The sequence below is a fragment of the Leptolyngbya sp. FACHB-671 genome, assembly GCF_014695745.1.
Classification (GTDB): Bacteria; Cyanobacteriota; Cyanobacteriia; order Elainellales; family Elainellaceae; genus JAAUTN01.
This window is the reverse complement of the sequence record NZ_JACJOV010000085.1, coordinates 14,769-31,761: the sequence shown is the minus strand read 5'-3', so window position 1 is coordinate 31,761 and position 16,993 is coordinate 14,769. Positions and strand designations below refer to the sequence as shown.

Below are 16,993 nucleotides of genomic sequence, written 5' to 3'. Positions count from 1 at the left end.
ACCTGTTGCTTTTGGCAAGTAACAGACTGGCAAGCAACAAACTGGCAAATAACAGCCCCCACACAAACCAATCTCAGGTTTATTTGCCCTTTCTCCATTCATTCCTTGGCTAATCGCATCATCAATGACCCTCATCGGAGGCTAAAGCCATGCATCTTCAAGGTAAAACTGTTCTCATTACGGGTGCTTCTAGAGGCATTGGTCGAGCAATTGCACTCGAACTGGCCCATCAGGGAGTTCAACGGCTGATCCTGATTGCCCGCACTCATGCACACTTAGTTGAAGTCGCTACCGAAATTGAGGTAATCGGAGTCGCAGCAGTGCCCGTAGCCTTAGATATTACTCAAACGGTAGACGTGAATATTGCGATCGCCCAAATCTGGCGAGATCACGGACCAATTCACTTGCTGGTTAACTGTGCTGGAATTGCCCATCAAGTTCCTTTTCTTCAATCTCAACTGCCGCAAGTGCAGGAAGAGATCGCAATCAATCTGCTGGGAATGTACACTATCACGCGGCTCATTGCCCGCCGCATGGCTGTGCAGCAGCAAGGAACCATCGTCAACGTATCGAGCCTGATGGGAAAGATCGCCGCTCCCACAATGGCAACTTATTCTGCAACCAAGTTTGCGATTCTAGGCTTCACGCAAGCTCTGCGAAACGAACTGTCGGCTCACAACATTCGAGTCGTCGCCTTATTGCCTTCACTCACAGACACTGATATGGTGCGAAACTTCCGCTGGTTTCGGTGGGTAGTACCTTCTACTCCTGAGCAAGTTGCTCGATCTCTGATAGCAGGACTGCAAAAGGGAACACCAGAAATTTTGGTGGGCTGGCAAAGTTATCTGGCGGTGTGGGGTAACCGTCTGATGCCTTTGCTCATGGAGAAGATTTCACGATGGGCAACTCCTTCTGAGGAACTTCAAATCCTCAAAAGATTGAGAGAAGCTGGAGCAGATTCACGGTGATTTAGAAAAGTCCCTCTCCTGCGGGAGAGGGATAGTTGATCCAACAAACCTCTATCTCCCTTCCACTAAACTCATGATCGCCTCAATCAGAATATCTGGCTCTACGGGCTTTGAAATATGTTTTTGAAACCCGGCAGTAATCGCCCGCTGATAGTTGATCTCACCTGCATAGGCAGTGAGAGCGATCGCCGGAGTCTGACCTCCCTGCTCCGGAGATAAAGCTCTTACCTGTTGCATCAGCATGTAGCCATCAACCTCAGGCATACCAATATCGCTGAGTATTATGTCTGGCTTAAACTGAGTTAATAGGGCGATCGCTTCATTTGCAGTTGGAGTGGCTATCACATTTGCTCGGTGTAGCTCTAACAAAAAAGATATAAATTCACGGGTGCTAGCATCATCATCCACTACCAACACTCGGATATTATTCAAATCCAACACTGGCTTAGACAGTTCTATTTCTTGAACTGCCGCCAACTGAGGCGATGTTAATGGCAATTGAACTGTAAAGGTTGCTCCTTGTCCCTCACCAAGACTATTTGCTTCAACTGTACCGCCATGCAGTTCTACCAAGTAGCGGACAAGCGCTAGCCCTAGCCCCAGTCCTCCAAATTGTCGAGTTGTGGCAGCATCTTCTTGTCGAAAACGGTCAAACACATGCGGTAAAAAACTGGGATCAATGCCTTTGCCAGTATCAGTAATGGTGATTTGAGCATGGCTTGGTGAGTAACGCTCTAGCTTTACCTCGACCTGTCCGCCTTGAGCTGTGAACTTAACTGCATTTGACAGCAGGTTCCAAACGACTTGCTGCAATCGATCCGAGTCGCCTGAAACATGTCCAGCTTCTAAGTCAAGCAGAGTACGAATCTGAATAGATTTGGCTTCCGCTGCTAGATGCACTGTTTCTAGTGCGGCTTCAATCGTAGAGGCTAAATCAACTGGGGTAATGTTCAGGCTAAGTTTGCCTCGAAGAATTCGAGATACATCCAGCAAATCATTAATCAATTGAGCCTGTATCTGAGTATTTCGCTCAATCACTTCTAGAGCATGTTGTGTTTTTTGCTCATCTAACTGACGACTTCGCAAAAGTTTTGCCCAACCCAGAATCGGGTTAAGGGGCGATCGCAATTCATGGGACACCACTGCCAAAAACTCATCTTTAATCCGATTTGCGGCTTCGGCTTGTTCCCGTGCGGCTTGCTCTCTGGCTAAAAGTTGTTCTCGCTCTATTTCTACTTGTTTTTGCTCAGTGATATCTAACAACGTACCAACAAAGCGCTGTGGATGTGCAGCATGATCAAAATAGACCTGCCCTTTTGCCTTGACCCAGCGCTCAACCCCATCTTGGATACCGATGGTACGATATTCCACGTCATAAATGCCATTACTAGCAGGATCGAGCGACCATTGCACTACCTGTTCCAATCGTTCGCGATCATCAGGATGCAGTCCCTCATAAAAGACTTCAATACTGCTTTCTGCTTCGGGGGGCAAACCAAACATGGCTTTGCAGCCTACATCCCAGGTCAGCTCATTAGTGTTCAGATTCCAATCCCAAATACCTAGCTGCGCTGACTCAATCGCCATCCGCAAACGATCCTCGCTCTGACGCAAGGTGGCTTCAGCTTGTTTGCGATCGCTAATATCGTTAACCAGTGCTACAAACCCCTCAACAGTTCCATTACTGTTAAATCGAGGAACATAAGTTGCACTGACATAACGGAGACTACCATCCTGGTGAGTTATCTGACTCTCAAAGGTAACTTGTTGTCCTGTTAAAACCTGTTCGACATACGACTGAACTGTTTCATAAACAGCTTCACCCAGTACCTCTCGAATGTGCTTGCCATAGATCTCCGTTGGCAGATATCCAAACCATTCCTCATATCCTCGATTGTTAAAGCGGAAGCGTTGCTCTGAGTCTACAAATGAGATCAAAGCAGGGACAGCATTCGTGACTAATCGAAGTTCTGTTTCGCGCTGTTGTAGGGCTTCTTCAATTCGTTTGCGATCGCTGATATTTGTTAGCGTGCCGAGATAGCCTACAATCTCCCCAGTATCACGCTGTAAGGCTGCTGCACTCCCTTGCAGCCAAGTAATACTGCCTTGTGGTGTTTGAAAGCGATACTCAGCCGCAAAAATCTCTGCATTTTGAGCAGATTCATACCATGCGTTAGCGACTCGCTCTCGGTCGTCCGGATGTAAAGCAGTCATCCAGCCTTTTCCTTGAGCTGCCTCCGGTGACATGCCTGCCATGCTACACCAGCTTTCGTTAACATACACGCAATTTCCATTCACGTCAGTCATAAAGATGCCCACAGGGGCATGACTAGCAAGAGTACGGAAGCGTGCCTCACTTTCTCGTAGTGCTGCTTCAGTTCGTTTGCGATCGCTAATATCCGTCACAAAGATCGTCAGCCCATCTAGAGAAGGATACGCATGATTCTCAAACCAGCGGTCCCAATCAGAATAGTAGTACTCGAAATGAACCGCCGTCTCGTTTGCGATCGCCTGCCTCACCTGTGTCTCAAACTCACTACCCACGATCTCTGGAAACACCTCCCAAATGCTTCTGCCCAGCAGTGCTTCCCTTGACATGCCAACAGTTTCCACGACTCGGTTATTGACGTAGACATAGCGCCATTCCCGATCTAAAACCAAAAACTGATCGTTGATACTGGATAAAACAGACTCCAACTGCGCCTTAGCTATCTCGACTTCCCGCCGCTGCACTCGCTCCTGCCGAATCGTCTCCTGCCGCACTTGAGATAGTTTCAACATTGCCTCTACTCGTGCCAACAGTTCCCGAGCGGAGAAGGGTTTAACCAGATAGTCATCGGCTCCTGCTTCCAGTCCTTCAATGCGAGACTCTTCTCCAGCGCGGGCAGAAAGCAAAATGATAGGCAACTCCTGGGTCTGCGGATCAGCCCTCAACTCACGCAGCAATCCAAACCCATCCAGTTCTGGCATCATTACATCTGTCAACACTAAATCAGGGATTTGCTGACGAATGGCTGCTAGCGCCGTAACTCCATTTGACACCGCTTCTACGTTATAGTGCTGGCTCAACAGACGCTTAATGTAGTCACGCATATCAGCATTGTCATCAACCAGCAGAATTTGGGGGGCAGAGAGTGAGGAGACAATAGGGTTTGAGAGTAAAGGAGTAGAGGAATAGTTCTTGCCCTCTCCCCCCCCTGCTTCCCTACTTTCTTCTGGGAGCCAACGTAACGCTTCTTCAACATAAGAGGTACCCATTACCGTTGAAGTTAAGGTTTGAGGGACACTAATGGGTTGGGTTTTACTTAAGCGAAGGCGATCGCCAGGCAAGTGAGTATATCCAGTAGGGATCGACACCGTGAAACAAGTCCCCTGGTCAACCACACTCCTCACCCGGATTGAGCCACCGTGTAAATGTACCAGTTCTTGAACCAGCGACAGACCAATTCCTGACCCCTCATAAGTTCGTCCCCTCGCACCCTGAACCCGATGAAACCGTTCAAAAATACGAGGCAACTCATTAGCAGGAATGCCAGTCCCTGTGTCTTGTACATCTAGCTCAACATGGTCATCACAGAAACGCAAAACAACTGCAATCTCGCCCTCAAAGGTAAATTTAAAGGCATTGGAGAGTAGATTTAGCACAATTTTTTCCCACATTGCCCGATCGATATAACTCGGTTCGGGTAAGGGTGGGCAGTCTACTCGCAATTGGATTCCCACGCCCTCAATTGCAGAGCGAAATACACCTGCTAGCTCAGCCGTCAGCACTGCCAAGTCAGTCGGCTCGTACGTTGCCTCAACTCGCCCTGCCTCAATGCGGGAAAAGTCCAGTAAGGTGTTGACCAACTTCAGCAGACGTTGAGAGTTGCGATAGGCAGTCTCTAATTGTTGGCGATCGCTCGGTAAAGGGCCGGAAGGGTTGACCAAAACGTCCTCCAGCGGATTAAGCATGAGCGTGAGTGGAGTACGAAACTCATGGCTGACGTTGCTGAAAAACGCCGTCTTAACCCGATCCAGTTCTGCTAGAGCTTCTGTCCGTTTACGTTCTTCCTCGTATGCCTGGGCATTGGCAATGCTGGCAGCAATTTGAGCCGCAACCAGATCAATAAAACCCCGATAGTTGTCGTCAAACAGCCTGAATGGGTTCAAACCAGCAACCAGAATACCCGCTTTTCCCGTCTGCCCAGAAGGGGCGATCGGCACGGCTACCGCTTGATGGGGCGATCGCTGCCAAGGTTCCATCGGCAAATGGCTAAACCGTTCATTCAAATCAGAAATTAAACAAACCTGATGAGATTCGAGTACCGCTGCAAAGGGCCAGATCGAGTCCTCATTCAAAGCAACTATTTTGGGAGCTAGCGCATGTCCTCGTTCAACCCCACTGGTTCCCGCTAAAACAGCACGTTGATCGTCTGGACTAACCAAATAAATCATCGCGAAGGGAAGATCATAGGAATTGGTGCCCAAGCAGTTTGCGCTCAGCGTACAAGCTCCATCAAAGGTGCGTGAATCTGCCGTCTTGGCTGCCAGCTCCCGCAGTAGCAACAACTGTCGCTCATCAATAATGCGTCGAGTATCGTCTGTATTGGCGCAAATAATCCCACTTGTACGCCCCTGGTCGTCAGGAATAGGGCTATAGGAGAACGTGTAATAGGTCTCCTCTGGGTAGCCGTTGCGCTCCATAATTAGCAGCAACGCTTCATCATAGGTGCCTTCATTCTTAATCATTGCCGACTCAGCCCGTGGCCCGACCTGATCCCAAATCTCGTGCCACACATCAGAAGCAGGTTGTCCAAGTGCCTGTGAGTGCTTGCCACCCAGAATGTCTCTGTAAGCATCGTTGTAGAGATTAATCAGCTCTTCACCCCACCAAACAAACATAGGTTGGCGGGAGGTCAGCATAATCCGTACAGCGGTTTTTAGCCCTTGTGACCAGTTCTCGACTGAACCTAGCAACGTTTGCGACCAATCGTACGATCGCATCAGTGCCCCCATCTCTCCACCACCAACAAAGAGACTTTTAGCGATCGCCGCCCCGTCCTCAGTCACCGTCTCTACTCCTCTCCTGAAAGTAATGGGACAGCAGACTTTTGCCACAGTCACGAACTGTCGCCTTGGATGAATGGCTCATCTGGTGCAGCAATTCCTCAACTTGCTTCAAGGCTAAAGCAGAAGGCAGCGTATGCCCATTTTCCCATCGATTGACAGTGCGAAACGAAACACCTAGCTTAGCAGCTAGCTTTTCCTGAGAAAGACCAAGCTGCTGTCGAAGCTCACGAACTAAATCAGCAATTTCCTGTGGCATTGTGAACGACGTTGTTGAGATATTGGCTTCCGTTGTAGGCATTACAGCAATTTGCACAAAGCAAGAATAGGACAAATGACATACCGTTTGTCTCTATCCTCAGAAACGGTTGTCCTCTGCCAGTAAGACGAATTAGGTAACTCAATCTCGCCCAAAATGGCGAAAAACGTGCGATCGCAGCGTCGACAGACTTACTTCCGTAGAAGGAGGTAAAACACTATTCAAATTTGGAGGATGAAAGGAGAACTCACACTTTGTGAGCGTAAAACTCATGGTTAATAGATATGGCTGATACCACCGTCACAAAAATCAATTCCACCTATTCCCCGAAAGGTGAGATGGGTCAAAAATACCTGGCATCGGGCAAAAAAGTTGCGATGCGGCTCTGGGAAGAAGAACCCGCAAACGAGCCAAAGCCCGAAGCACAACGTGAGTATGAAACGGTCGGTTACGTGATTCAAGGTCGAGCCGAGCTACACCTGGAAGGGCAAAGCGTCCTACTCGAACCGGGTGATTCCTGGTCTGTACCTGAAGGAGCAAGCCACACCTACAAAATTCTTGAGCCCTTCACCGCCGTTGAAGCAACCTGCCCTCCTGCTCAGGTTCACGGGCGAGACGAGAAATAGATAATTGTAGATAATTGGTACTTCTGCTATGAGTGTTGAGAGATACAACGCTCTACGCCTACTCTAAGAGAGGATGCGTTAAGCGGCAGAGGATACCTTGATGAGTATTAACCCCAATCAGCCCATTGCCACTGCTTTTACCGGTCCAGTCCTATATCCCTGGGATGCAGGCTCCGCTGTCGCTGAATTGCAAGAGCTGCTACGGGCACATGGTTTTCCCTTGCGAGTTGACGGAGACTTTGGCAGCGTCACCGAAACAGCAGTCAGGCTTTACCAAAAGCGAAATAAGCTAGTGGTCGATGGCGTTGTCGGTCCTAAAACCTGGCTCTCCCTTAAAACAAAGGTGAAACCAGGCGATCGCCCGCTTGAGCAAGGCGATACAGGCAGAGACGTATTAGAGCTACAGGGACTACTGCAAGTCCACGGTTATCAACTACAGCGAAACGGCATCTTTGACGAACTGACCCAACAAGCCGTCATTGCCTTTCAGCAAAAACATCATCTTAAAGCTTGTGGTATCGTCAACGCTTCCACTTGGGGAGTATTAGGAGAAAAAAGCTGCCCACCTGAACCTAAGCAAAAGCTGTGGTTCACTAACCCCCGTAAGTGGTGGTAGAGAAATATAGCAATTCCAGAAATTAGGGCGATAAAGGAAAAAGATTCCGTAATGCGGAGTCTTTTTCCTTTATCGCTTCTTTATTGAAACAATCTTCATCGAAACAGTATTGAAACATTATTATTAGCAATTTTGGAATTCCATCAGGGTACTTTGTAGTTAACTTGCATTAGTCTATACAGTTACTCTAAGTTAGTCCTGGAGGTCAGCGATTGGGTATCTTCGATAAGATCAGAGGCGAATTTGTTGACATCATCGAATGGTTGGATCAGACCAACGACACGATGGTTTATCGCTTCCAGCGACACAATAATGAAATCAAAATGGGGTCTAAGCTGACCGTCCGCCCCGGACAAAAAGCAGTATTTGTCAACGAAGGTCAAGTTGCAGATACCTTTGAGCCAGGCATGTACGAGTTAACCACTCAAAATTTGCCTATTCTCAGCACCCTCAAGGGTTGGGCATATGGCTTCAACTCACCTTTTAAGGCAGAAGTTTATTTCTTCAATACAAAAATTTTTACTGACCTCAAATGGGGCACCTCTAACCCAATTACTATTCGTGATCCAGAGTTAGGACCAGTGCGGCTCCGAGCTTTTGGCAGCTATAATATTCGGGTCGCACACCCCGAAGAACTGTTAAAGCAACTGGTCAGCACCGATGGACTGTTCCAGGTAGACGAAATTAGCAATCAGATTCGCAACATGATTGTGACCGCTTTCGCAACCTGGTTTGGCAGCTCTCGCATTCCTTTATTTGACTTTGCCGCTCGTTATGGCGAACTGGGCGAAACCATCCGAGGTGGCATTCAGATTGAGGTACAGCGATTTGGACTAGAGCTAACCCAACTGCTCATTGAAAACGTCTCACTGCCGCCCGAAGTGGAGCAAGCGTTAGACAAACGCGCCTCAATGGGAATTTTGGGCAACATGCAGCAGTATGCTCAGTTTCAAGCTGCAAATGCGATCGAAGAATCTGCCCGAAATCCATCTGGTGGCAACATGGCGTTAGACTTTGGCGTAGGGATTGCGATGGGTCAGCAGTTGACCAATGCCATGCAAACCAATCCGCCCCAGACCGCTCAACCTGCGGCTGCAACTCCTCCACCCCCACCCGCCGAGCCACAGTGGCATATCTCTCGTGACGGTCAAAACTTTGGACCCTTCCCAGCTAGTCAACTCACGCAAAACGGTTTAAACGCTCAAGCATATGTGTGGCGAGCTGGAATGGCTGGCTGGAAACGAGCCGCCGAAGTTGCAGAACTAGCAACCATCCTGGGAGCACTACCACCGCCACCCGTAAATTAATCAGATGTAAACCTCAAGTGAGTTGTGAGGACACACCTTTTCGGGAGTGCGTCCTCACAACTCATTGATCTCACAAATAACTTTAGTACTGCGATATGTCGATTGCTAAACCTTTGATTAAGCAGTTCCCTTGTCCGGGCTGCGGTTCCACGCTGGAATTTGACCCGCAAGTTGGACAGCTTAAATGTCCCTATTGTGGGCGAGAAGAGGTGATTCCTCAAAGTACCGAACAGGTCGAGGAGCGCTCCTACGATGCATATCTCGACAGTGAACACACTCAACTCGCAGCGCTGTCTAACACTGCGCTGGAAGCAGACTGTCCAGGTTGCAAAGCTCAAATTACATTTGAGCCACCTAATGTGGCAGGACAATGTCCCTTTTGCAATACCAGCATTGTGGCACAGCCCCATTCTGCCAGTCCGGTAATGGCACCAGAAGCAGTTTTACCCTTTAACATTAGCCAAAAAGCTGCTAGAGCAGGTATTCAGAAGTGGATAAACAGCCGCTGGTTTGCCCCCGGCGGGTTGAAGAAACTGGCACAGCAAGAAGGCATTCAGGGTGTGTATCTGCCCTTCTGGACGTATGACTGTTATACAGTAAGTCACTACACCGGAGAGCAGGGAACTCACTATTACGTGACTGAAACGTATACAGAGACAAATTCAGAAGGTAAGTCAGAAACCAAAACACGCCAGGTACAGCGGACTCGATGGCGATCGCACTCTGGACGAGTTGACCGTTCCTTTGACGACATTTTGATTCCAGGTAGTGAGTCCGTAAATACAAAGCGACTAGAAGCTTTAGAGCCTTGGGATTTATCCAAACTGGCACCCTACGATGCATCTTATCTGTCGGGTTTTAAGGCACAGCGGTATCAGGTGAATTTAAAGCAGGGGTTTGAACTGGCTAAAGGCAAGATGGAAGAACCAATTCGCTCTGATGTTCGGCACGACATTGGCGGAGATGAGCAGCGTATCCATTCTGTTTCGACCAACTATAGCGCTATCACGTTTAAGCATCTGTTGTTGCCCGTATGGATTTCGGCTTATCGGTTTAGGAACAAGCAATATCAGGTAATGGTTAATGCCCAAACCGGAGAAGTGTTGGGCGATCGCCCCTATAGTGTTTGGAGAATTTCTGCTACCGTCCTGTCCGTGTTAACCATAGTTGGTATTATCCTGTTTATCATCGGTTCTCTTGAAGAGCCTTCACCTGACCTACCTCTACCCGATTCCACTGTTCCAGGCACTTCTGTTATTCCAGGCTCTCCCGCTGCTCCAAACTTCTCACAACCTCTACAGCCTGACGAAGCATTCCAACGGGCAATTAACACTGCCGGAAATGCATCACTTCTAGCTCAATCAGCGCAAACCGAGCAAGATTGGCAGCAAATTGCCGCAGAATGGGAGCGAGCGATCGCCCTGCTGAGAGCTGTTCCACCTACTCATCTCAACTACAGCACTGCTCAACAGAAAGTAGGAGAGTATCAGCGAAACCTTGACTACGCTAGACAGCAAGCACGAATAGCTGAATAAATAAGGAAGACCAACTTACACTCACTTCTTAGCAAAATGGAGTCCCAATTGCTCCAGAAAAGTCAACATTACGCAATTGGCTTCCTGTAAATTTGGCGTTTGTCAAATCCGCATTTCTAAAAGAGGTTCTAAAAGAACGCCTTGCAGCCTTGAGGCTGCCGATTAGAGTAGATAGAGTGATGACAACATAGCTTAGCGATAAAGCACACCAAATAAGACCCATCAAAATGTGATGTGCGCTGAGAAATGCACTGGCAATTGCGGATGCTAAAAATGCAAACCCGTATCCTGCAACGCTGCCAACAGTAGCGATCGCCATCACGAATGCCTGATGCTGCACCCTAAAAGTGAGAAGTGCAACACTTAAACTGGCGATCGCTGCTGCGATGGTAGCAATCTGAGGATCTTGGTCAGTTAGACTTCCAACATAGAAAAAGCCCAGCAAAGCTCCGGTTGCCGATCCAGAAGTAGTCATAGACAAGCGTTTAACTATTGGCTTAAGCCCTTCTAACGTAAGCACAGCGGCTCCTGCTCCAGCCAACCCTAAACTGGCGTGTAGCGCGATCGCATAAGACCAGGCTGACTCTGCTGCTGTACGTCCTAAAACTCCAAAAATCATAAGACTAAAAGCGTGAATTGCTAATCCAGCCAAGAGCAAAGCAACTGTCCCTAAAAGCATGAGTCGATTCAGAGGTTGACCCGCTCGAACTTGAACAAAGTTCGCCTCTCGCAAAAGTGCGTTGCTAAAGTCACACCCCCGAATATTTGCACCGCTAAAATTTGCGCCATTAAGACTTTTTCCTTTAAAGGAACGATTTCGTAAGTCCTGGTTAGCAAAATCGAGTGAAGATGGAGTAGTCATAATTGAGTCAAGCTTAAGTCGAAGTAAATTACTCTGTTCGTGCCAGTCTTAGAAAATTTCACAAGCTAATGAACCATCAATACCAGATGTATGTTAAGCGGTTTTTAGTTGTGATTGGAGCAGGGCTGCTAACAATGCCTCTACTTTTTTACGGTAGGCTCCATTTTCAGCGTCCACCTCGCACTGACCAGGAGAAAACTCTTTTTCAGGGCATAGTGTATCGACGAATTGCTGAATCATCACCCCGTCCAATTGTGATGCACATTATTACAATTGATCTAACCGTACCGGGAGTTGGAGTCTTCGTAACACCAGGAATGCCTACCCCAGACAATCGAGAAACCAATGCTCAAACAACTTCAGAGTTTGTTGATGAGTTTGGACTACAGCTAGCAGTCAACGCTAATTTTTTTATCCTTTTGAGGAGAAAACACCCTGGAATTATTATCCTCACAGTGGCGATCGCACTAATGTTTTAGGGCAGAGCATCTCGAATGGATTCGTCTATTCTCCTGTTGATCCAGATTGGTCGGTGCTATGTTTTGAAGACAATAATCAGGCGCAGATTGCTGAGGAAGCGTGTCCCCTAGGAACCGTCCAAGCGGTCGCAGGGAGCGATATTTTGATTGAACGGGGCGATCGCTTAGACGCAGATCTAGATTCATACAACAACCGCATTCCTTATCCACGAGTAGCCACTGCAATTAACCGAGAGGGCAATCAGCTATATTTGGTTGTCGTAGATGGCAAACAGCCCCTCTACAGCGAGGGTGTCACGATCACCGAGCTAACCGAAATTCTCCTGGAAATGGGTGCCTACAGTGCTCTAAATTTGGATGGCGGCGGTTCAACGACACTAGTTGCTGCGACTCCTTCGGGTACAACCGTTTTAAATGCCCCAATTCATACCAAAGTCCCAATGCGACAACGTCCCGTTGCCAACAACTTAGGCTTCTATGCTATCAACCATCCTAACTAAAGCATTATGCTGTTACAACAAAGCATTATGTGCAATTACTCCGGGTTGCAATTCCAAAATGATAGTGTTATCTCTGTCAGCCGTCGGCACCAAGTTCAAGTATCGAATGGTATCTCCTTGCTCAATTTCATAAACTTGGTTTTAATTAACTAGCAAAATAAGTCGCAAGGGATCAAACCGCACATACCAGGGAAACGGATGCTCTTTGATGGCTTGCCACTTCTCTTTGAACATTTCTGCTTGCACATGATAGTCCTGTGAGCCTTGAGGCTCAGCATTTAATTTAAGGAAAAGGGTCATCCGATGAGGAGTTTCACTGGTTGAAGCTAACCAGCAGGGAAATGTATTGTTTTGACCAGGAGCAGGACTGGGCATGAGACTCATTTGATGAGCACGAATCCCTATATCCGTCAGCTCTTGAGGAATTGCTTCCATAACCTGTAAGGTAATGCCCCAATCGATCGCCTCGATCGCATTTTGTCTAACAGCAACAGCACGGGAAAAGTTTTTGCATCCTGTGAGTTGAGCCACACGTAGGGTTTGGGGATGTTCAAAGATCTGGTGTTTAGAATCAAAGGCGATCGCTTTTCCACCTGACATTACCATCAGTTTTTCACATACCCGATAGGCTTCCTCCAGGTTGTGTGTGACAAACAAAGTGACACCTTTATAGGTAGATAAAGTCTCAACCAGTTGACGCTCGACCTGACTGCGAAGATAGGTATCCAACGCCGAAAAGGGTTCATCTAACAACAATACTTCCGGTTCCGTTGCCAGTGCCCTGGCTAGGGCTACTCGTTGCTGTTGTCCACCTGAAAGTTGGTGGGGATAGCGATTGCCCAAGCCCTGTAGATGCAGCAAAGCAAGCTGTTGATTTACTTGTTGCGATCGCATCACTTTTGGTAAATGCTGCAAGCCAAATGCAATATTTTGAGCAACCGTCATGTGAGGAAACAGGGCATAGTTCTGAAACACTAAACTGACTTTGCGGCGATGGCTAGGGAGATTAATTCGCTTATCCGAATCAAATAAAGTTTGACCATTCAAAACAATTTGCCCGTGAGTAGGGGTTTCGACTCCAGCAATGCATCGCAGTGTCATGCTTTTACCAGAACCGGAACCACCCAACAACCCTAATGTTTCCTGCTGAGCGGTAAATGCTGTGTTTAAACTGAAGTTTGCAAGCTGTTTCTCAATATCAACGAACAAGCCTTGTTCAAGCTGAGACTGAAATTTGGTTAGAGTTACAGTCTGCGGAATTTCAGCCGTTTTATCTCTGCCGGGCAAAGGTTCATTAGCTTCCACTACACTCAAAGGATTCCTTTGAATTTTGCGCTCATAGTGAGTTTGCCAGAGGTTCACCACAACAATACCCGATAGTGAAATTGTCATAATCACCAGTACCCACAGCCATGCCTCGTTCATGGCTCCTGCTTCAACTGCAAAAAAAATTGCCATTGGAATCGTTTGGGTTTGACCGGGAATATTCCCAGCTAGCATCAGCGTTGCACCAAACTCCCCTAACGCTCGCGCAAAGGACAACGTTGTTCCAGCCAGAATACCCGGAACAGAAAGCGGCAGGAGTATTCGCCAGAAAATTCGCCCCTTTGAGGCACCCAGCGTTTGGGAAACCTGGAGCAAACTGCTATCAACCTGTTCAAATGCCCCCAATGCAGTCTTGTACATCAGCGGAAATGCCACAACTGTCGCTGCAATCACTGCGGCATACCAGGTAAACACAATCGTAAAATCAAACTGAGCCATAACCTGACCCAACGGTCCATTCCTGCCAAACAGAAGCAATAGCAAAAAGCCCACAACCGTAGGTGGCAAAATCAACGGTGCGACAAAAATACCTTCAACGACTGACCTCCATCGTCCCCGGTAGCTCAGCATCCAATAAGCAGCCGCGATTCCAGTAAAGAATGTTGCGATCGTTGCAAGCCCTGCGGTTTTAAGAGAAATCCATAGTGGGGAGAGATCGGCAGTCATGCTAGTACTCCCTTCAAGAAGCAATCCCAAAGCCGTATCGTCTGAACACTGCTTGAGCCTGTCTACTCCTTAAGAATCGAGCATAAATACGAGCGGCTTGCTGGTTGCGACTGGCTGCAACAACGGCCATGGGATAAACAATTGAAGTGTGCAGATTACTGGGAGCGGTTGCGACTTGTGTCACCCGGTCTGAAATTCTGGCATCAGTCGCGTAGACCACGCCAGCGTCGGCGTTGCCACTTTCGACCGTTCCTAAAACGTTGCGAACCGAGTTGCCAAATACAAACTTAGGCTGCAACTGATCCCAAATCCCTAGATTCCTAAATAACTCCTCGGCGTACTGTCCAGCTGGCACACTGCGCGGCTCCCCCATTGAAATTCGTTCAACGTTGGAGTTGGTTAACTGCCGAAAACCTGTTAGCCCCGATGTAGAGTTACGCGGCACGACCAGAACTAGACTGTTGGTGAGCAAGTTGCGACGAGTATTGGAGACGATCAGATTCCCCTCTTGCAAAGCATTCATTTGTCGGGCCGCGGCTGAAATGAATAGATCTACAGGTGCGCCCTGCTCAATCTGCTGCTGAAGTGGGCCTGATGCTGCAAAGTTATAGCTGACTGTTATGCCTGGGTTAGCCGACTCAAATAGCGGATCAATTTCTTCAATCGCATCTTGCAAACTAGCTGCGGCAGCAATCAACAGTCTCGCAGATTGAGCATCGACTGGAGCAGGTACAACTATTTTGAGACCGATCGCCAGCAATAGGGTTGCTAGAAATCCGCTCAAAAAAGCGAGAATGTGTCTTCGTTTCATAAGACCTGAGTTGGAGTAAAGAAGAGCTAGTATTGTTAGTTCGGAGGGAGCAAACTATTGGTTCTATGGGTTGACCTTCCGACTAAACTAGGCTCGAAGTCATATCGTACCAACTTTATACCAACATATTTGGTATTTGATAATGCCAAGAAAAGAGCAAGGCTGGATTACCTTCCAATCCTCAGATGAAGAGCGGCAGATTTTAGAGCAGATTTGTCAGCAGACTCAGCGCACCAAAACAGAAATCCTGCGAGAAATGATTCGACAGATGGGGCGATCGCCTGCCTCCAGTGCGGACATCAACCCAATCGATGTTGAGGATTTAGAGGAAGAAACCCTTGATTTAGGAAATACCACAGCGCTTCAGACAATTCAAATCCAAATCAGTGCCCGTAACGTCTTGAAAGCAAAAGTGAAACACGTAGTCAAAGGAACGGTGAACGCAGAAGTGACCTTGGCGATCGCCCCCGGCATCGAGCTAGTCTCGATTGTCACTCGCACTTCGGCTGACAAGCTAGGTCTAAAGCCAGGAAAAGAAGTTTTTGCGGTCATCAAATCCAACAACGTGATGATCGCCGCAGGATAAGTTCCTCGTCCTTTCTTAGCCAAAGCGAAGGGATGTGTTCCCTGAAACAGGGCACATCCCTTCGCTTTTAGTACCTGTCTTGCTACCTCTTTAGACAACGAGGCAAAGGGCGGGCTCTACCTCGTCGCTTAACAAAGCTCAACCTGAGGTAGAGGGTAAACGGGAGTCAAAACTATTAGCTTATTATTAGTACATGCACAAGCAAGGTACAAATGCAAGAAAGTTTAGGATTCTTAAGAGAGCCTGAACTTGCATGAGTGGGGACAAGCCCTCTTGTCCACGATGCCTGCCTCTAAGCTCCGAGAATATCAAGCCTGAAGAAGATGTGAAGTCATGGAAAGCGATCGCTCTATTCACCCCGCCCTTTATTTCAACCAATTTAAAAGCAGCATTTGGGCTTTGGGTATTCCCTCTTGGGTATTTGGCATCACCGACCGAGGCTTTGCTGCTTTTGCCGACGGGTACCTTTCAGCAATAGAGATTGCACATCTGTTTACGGCTTCTTTCTTCTTCGTTAGCTGGCTATTTCTCAAGCCGGAGAAAGAGTTTAATCCAGATGGCTCCGTTGCATTGCAATCTCTAAACTCTAACTTGGCTTGTCGTCGCAGTGAGTTAAGTCAGTGTGGAGTTCAAGGGAAGGCTCTTACAAGAATGCTGGAGCTCCAGGAGTATCACCTGATTAGCCAAGAATATATCTTACCCTTTCCCCACCTGTGCCAAATTTATCATTTGCTCAACCTGAAGCATTTGGAGAACGTCCATCACTTTAGTTTGAGTAACCTACGAGTCATTTCGGTCAACCATTTGCAGCCTACCGAAGATGGGGGAATCATCAAGTTTCAAACCGTTTTGGATTCGCCATTTAACGCCCTGAGAATCTGGAGACAGCCCGTTGTTGAGGTAGAGTTAACATTGCACACGCCTCACACAGTTGAACTAAAGATTCCGGTGTACAACGGCAAGAGTATCATCGTGATGTTTAACGTTCTACCTCTGAGTGAAACGGAACATAAGTTCTTTATCGACATCTATAGCGACTTGAGATGGCCAAAGCCCCTGCTGCAAATGGTTCTGCACATCGCCTCTTGCCTAACGCTATTTGAGGATTTGCCCTACTTAAGTAAGCTAGCTGAGCGCAATATCAGTCGTTTATTCAACCGCACTCGAATCTCAGACCATGAAACAATGTGGTTGTTCAAGCGGTTTGTTGACTTGTATGGTTCAAGTATAGCCAACCTTGAAGCCTCTCAGTTTTCTACACAACCCAGACAATTAGAAGCGGCAGAGGCATAAGCCGACTAGCTGACTGAAAAGTGAGCAAATAAGTGAGAGACATATCCCGAAGCGGTATGCCCCTCACAATTCATTAACAATAGTGCAGCAAATCCAAAGCGTTGGGTTTC

14 protein-coding genes are annotated in these 16,993 nt (G+C 47.7%); 9 read left to right on the top strand and 5 right to left on the bottom strand.

The features are described 5' to 3' along the window. The first annotated feature begins 149 nt into the window (after window positions 1–149). The gene (locus tag H6F93_RS11100; protein ID WP_190680667.1) at window positions 150–968 is read left to right on the top strand and encodes an SDR family NAD(P)-dependent oxidoreductase; all 819 of its coding nucleotides are present in this window, start codon (window positions 150–152) and stop codon (window positions 966–968) included. Between the two features lie 51 nt (window positions 969–1,019). Here the strand turns inward: H6F93_RS11100 and H6F93_RS11095 are convergent, their stop codons facing one another. After that, window positions 1,020–6,020: a PAS domain S-box protein gene (locus H6F93_RS11095; protein ID WP_199313632.1), complete on the bottom strand. Its 5,001-nt coding sequence runs from the start codon at window positions 6,018–6,020 to the stop codon at window positions 1,020–1,022. Next, window positions 6,013–6,318: a type II toxin-antitoxin system RelB family anti-toxin gene (gene relB / locus H6F93_RS11090; protein ID WP_242043401.1), complete on the bottom strand. Its 306-nt coding sequence runs from the start codon at window positions 6,316–6,318 to the stop codon at window positions 6,013–6,015. Before relB ends, H6F93_RS11095 begins: the two co-directional genes overlap by 8 nt. A gap of 242 nt (window positions 6,319–6,560) precedes the next feature. Between relB and H6F93_RS11085 the strand changes: the two genes are divergently transcribed. The 4 genes from H6F93_RS11085 to H6F93_RS11070 all read left to right on the top strand — a co-directional run bounded on the left by H6F93_RS11085 (window position 6,561) and on the right by H6F93_RS11070 (window position 10,360). Beyond that, window positions 6,561–6,902: a cupin domain-containing protein gene (locus tag H6F93_RS11085; RefSeq protein WP_190680665.1), complete on the top strand. Its 342-nt coding sequence runs from the start codon at window positions 6,561–6,563 to the stop codon at window positions 6,900–6,902. A gap of 100 nt (window positions 6,903–7,002) precedes the next feature. Further along, window positions 7,003–7,518 carry a peptidoglycan-binding domain-containing protein gene (locus H6F93_RS11080; RefSeq protein WP_190680662.1) on the top strand — a complete coding sequence of 172 codons (516 nt, stop codon included), beginning with the start codon at window positions 7,003–7,005 and terminating at the stop codon, window positions 7,516–7,518. Between the two features lie 212 nt (window positions 7,519–7,730). Then, a complete protein-coding gene (locus H6F93_RS11075; protein WP_190680660.1) occupies window positions 7,731–8,825 on the top strand; it encodes an SPFH domain-containing protein in 1,095 nt (364 codons plus the stop codon). 95 nt (window positions 8,826–8,920) lie between these two features. Further along, the gene (locus H6F93_RS11070; protein WP_190680658.1) at window positions 8,921–10,360 is read left to right on the top strand and encodes a TFIIB-type zinc ribbon-containing protein; all 1,440 of its coding nucleotides are present in this window, start codon (window positions 8,921–8,923) and stop codon (window positions 10,358–10,360) included. Between the two features lie 28 nt (window positions 10,361–10,388). Here the strand turns inward: H6F93_RS11070 and H6F93_RS11065 are convergent, their stop codons facing one another. Beyond that, the gene (locus H6F93_RS11065; protein WP_190680708.1) at window positions 10,389–11,222 is read right to left on the bottom strand and encodes a pentapeptide repeat-containing protein; all 834 of its coding nucleotides are present in this window, start codon (window positions 11,220–11,222) and stop codon (window positions 10,389–10,391) included. 68 nt (window positions 11,223–11,290) lie between these two features. On the opposite strand from H6F93_RS11065, the gene H6F93_RS33995 reads away from it, so the two are divergent. Both H6F93_RS33995 and H6F93_RS33990 read left to right on the top strand, forming a co-directional pair. Then, window positions 11,291–11,701 carry a hypothetical protein gene (locus H6F93_RS33995; RefSeq protein WP_242043400.1) on the top strand — a complete coding sequence of 137 codons (411 nt, stop codon included), beginning with the start codon at window positions 11,291–11,293 and terminating at the stop codon, window positions 11,699–11,701. A gap of 8 nt (window positions 11,702–11,709) precedes the next feature. Beyond that, window positions 11,710–12,201 carry a phosphodiester glycosidase family protein gene (locus H6F93_RS33990; RefSeq protein ID WP_347277277.1) on the top strand — a complete coding sequence of 164 codons (492 nt, stop codon included), beginning with the start codon at window positions 11,710–11,712 and terminating at the stop codon, window positions 12,199–12,201. 141 nt (window positions 12,202–12,342) lie between these two features. Here H6F93_RS33990 and modB read toward each other — a convergent pair whose 3' ends face one another. Together modB and modA are read right to left on the bottom strand one after the other, a co-directional pair. Next, window positions 12,343–14,193, bottom strand: a complete 1,851-nt coding sequence (gene modB / locus H6F93_RS11055) for a molybdate ABC transporter permease subunit (RefSeq protein ID WP_190680656.1) — start codon at window positions 14,191–14,193, stop codon at window positions 12,343–12,345. Between the two features lie 13 nt (window positions 14,194–14,206). After that, a complete protein-coding gene (modA, locus tag H6F93_RS11050; RefSeq protein ID WP_190680654.1) occupies window positions 14,207–15,004 on the bottom strand; it encodes a molybdate ABC transporter substrate-binding protein in 798 nt (265 codons plus the stop codon). 142 nt (window positions 15,005–15,146) lie between these two features. On the opposite strand from modA, the gene H6F93_RS11045 reads away from it, so the two are divergent. Together H6F93_RS11045 and H6F93_RS33985 are read left to right on the top strand one after the other, a co-directional pair. Further along, on the top strand, window positions 15,147–15,590 hold the full coding sequence (locus H6F93_RS11045; protein ID WP_190680651.1) for a TOBE domain-containing protein: 444 nt from the start codon (window positions 15,147–15,149) through the stop codon (window positions 15,588–15,590). A 333-nt stretch (window positions 15,591–15,923) separates the two neighbouring features. Next, the gene (locus H6F93_RS33985; protein ID WP_190680649.1) at window positions 15,924–16,883 is read left to right on the top strand and encodes a hypothetical protein; all 960 of its coding nucleotides are present in this window, start codon (window positions 15,924–15,926) and stop codon (window positions 16,881–16,883) included. Window positions 16,884–16,993 lie beyond the last annotated feature (110 nt).

Bases quoted from the DNA above. Each gene is read 5' to 3' on its own strand.
- H6F93_RS11045 (WP_190680651.1), top strand. From the start codon at position 15,147: ATGCCAAGAAAAGAGCAAGGCTGGATTACCTTCCAATCCTCAGATGAA.
- modA (WP_190680654.1), bottom strand. From the start codon at position 15,004: ATGAAACGAAGACACATTCTCGCTTTTTTGAGCGGATTTCTAGCAACC.
- H6F93_RS11080 (WP_190680662.1), top strand. From the start codon at position 7,003: ATGAGTATTAACCCCAATCAGCCCATTGCCACTGCTTTTACCGGTCCA.
- H6F93_RS11085 (WP_190680665.1), top strand. From the start codon at position 6,561: ATGGCTGATACCACCGTCACAAAAATCAATTCCACCTATTCCCCGAAA.
- H6F93_RS33995 (WP_242043400.1), top strand. From the start codon at position 11,291: ATGAACCATCAATACCAGATGTATGTTAAGCGGTTTTTAGTTGTGATT.
- H6F93_RS11070 (WP_190680658.1), top strand. From the start codon at position 8,921: ATGTCGATTGCTAAACCTTTGATTAAGCAGTTCCCTTGTCCGGGCTGC.
- H6F93_RS33985 (WP_190680649.1), top strand. From the start codon at position 15,924: ATGGAAAGCGATCGCTCTATTCACCCCGCCCTTTATTTCAACCAATTT.
- relB (WP_242043401.1), bottom strand. From the start codon at position 6,318: ATGCCTACAACGGAAGCCAATATCTCAACAACGTCGTTCACAATGCCA.
- H6F93_RS11100 (WP_190680667.1), top strand. From the start codon at position 150: ATGCATCTTCAAGGTAAAACTGTTCTCATTACGGGTGCTTCTAGAGGC.
- H6F93_RS11065 (WP_190680708.1), bottom strand. From the start codon at position 11,222: ATGACTACTCCATCTTCACTCGATTTTGCTAACCAGGACTTACGAAAT.
- modB (WP_190680656.1), bottom strand. From the start codon at position 14,193: ATGACTGCCGATCTCTCCCCACTATGGATTTCTCTTAAAACCGCAGGG.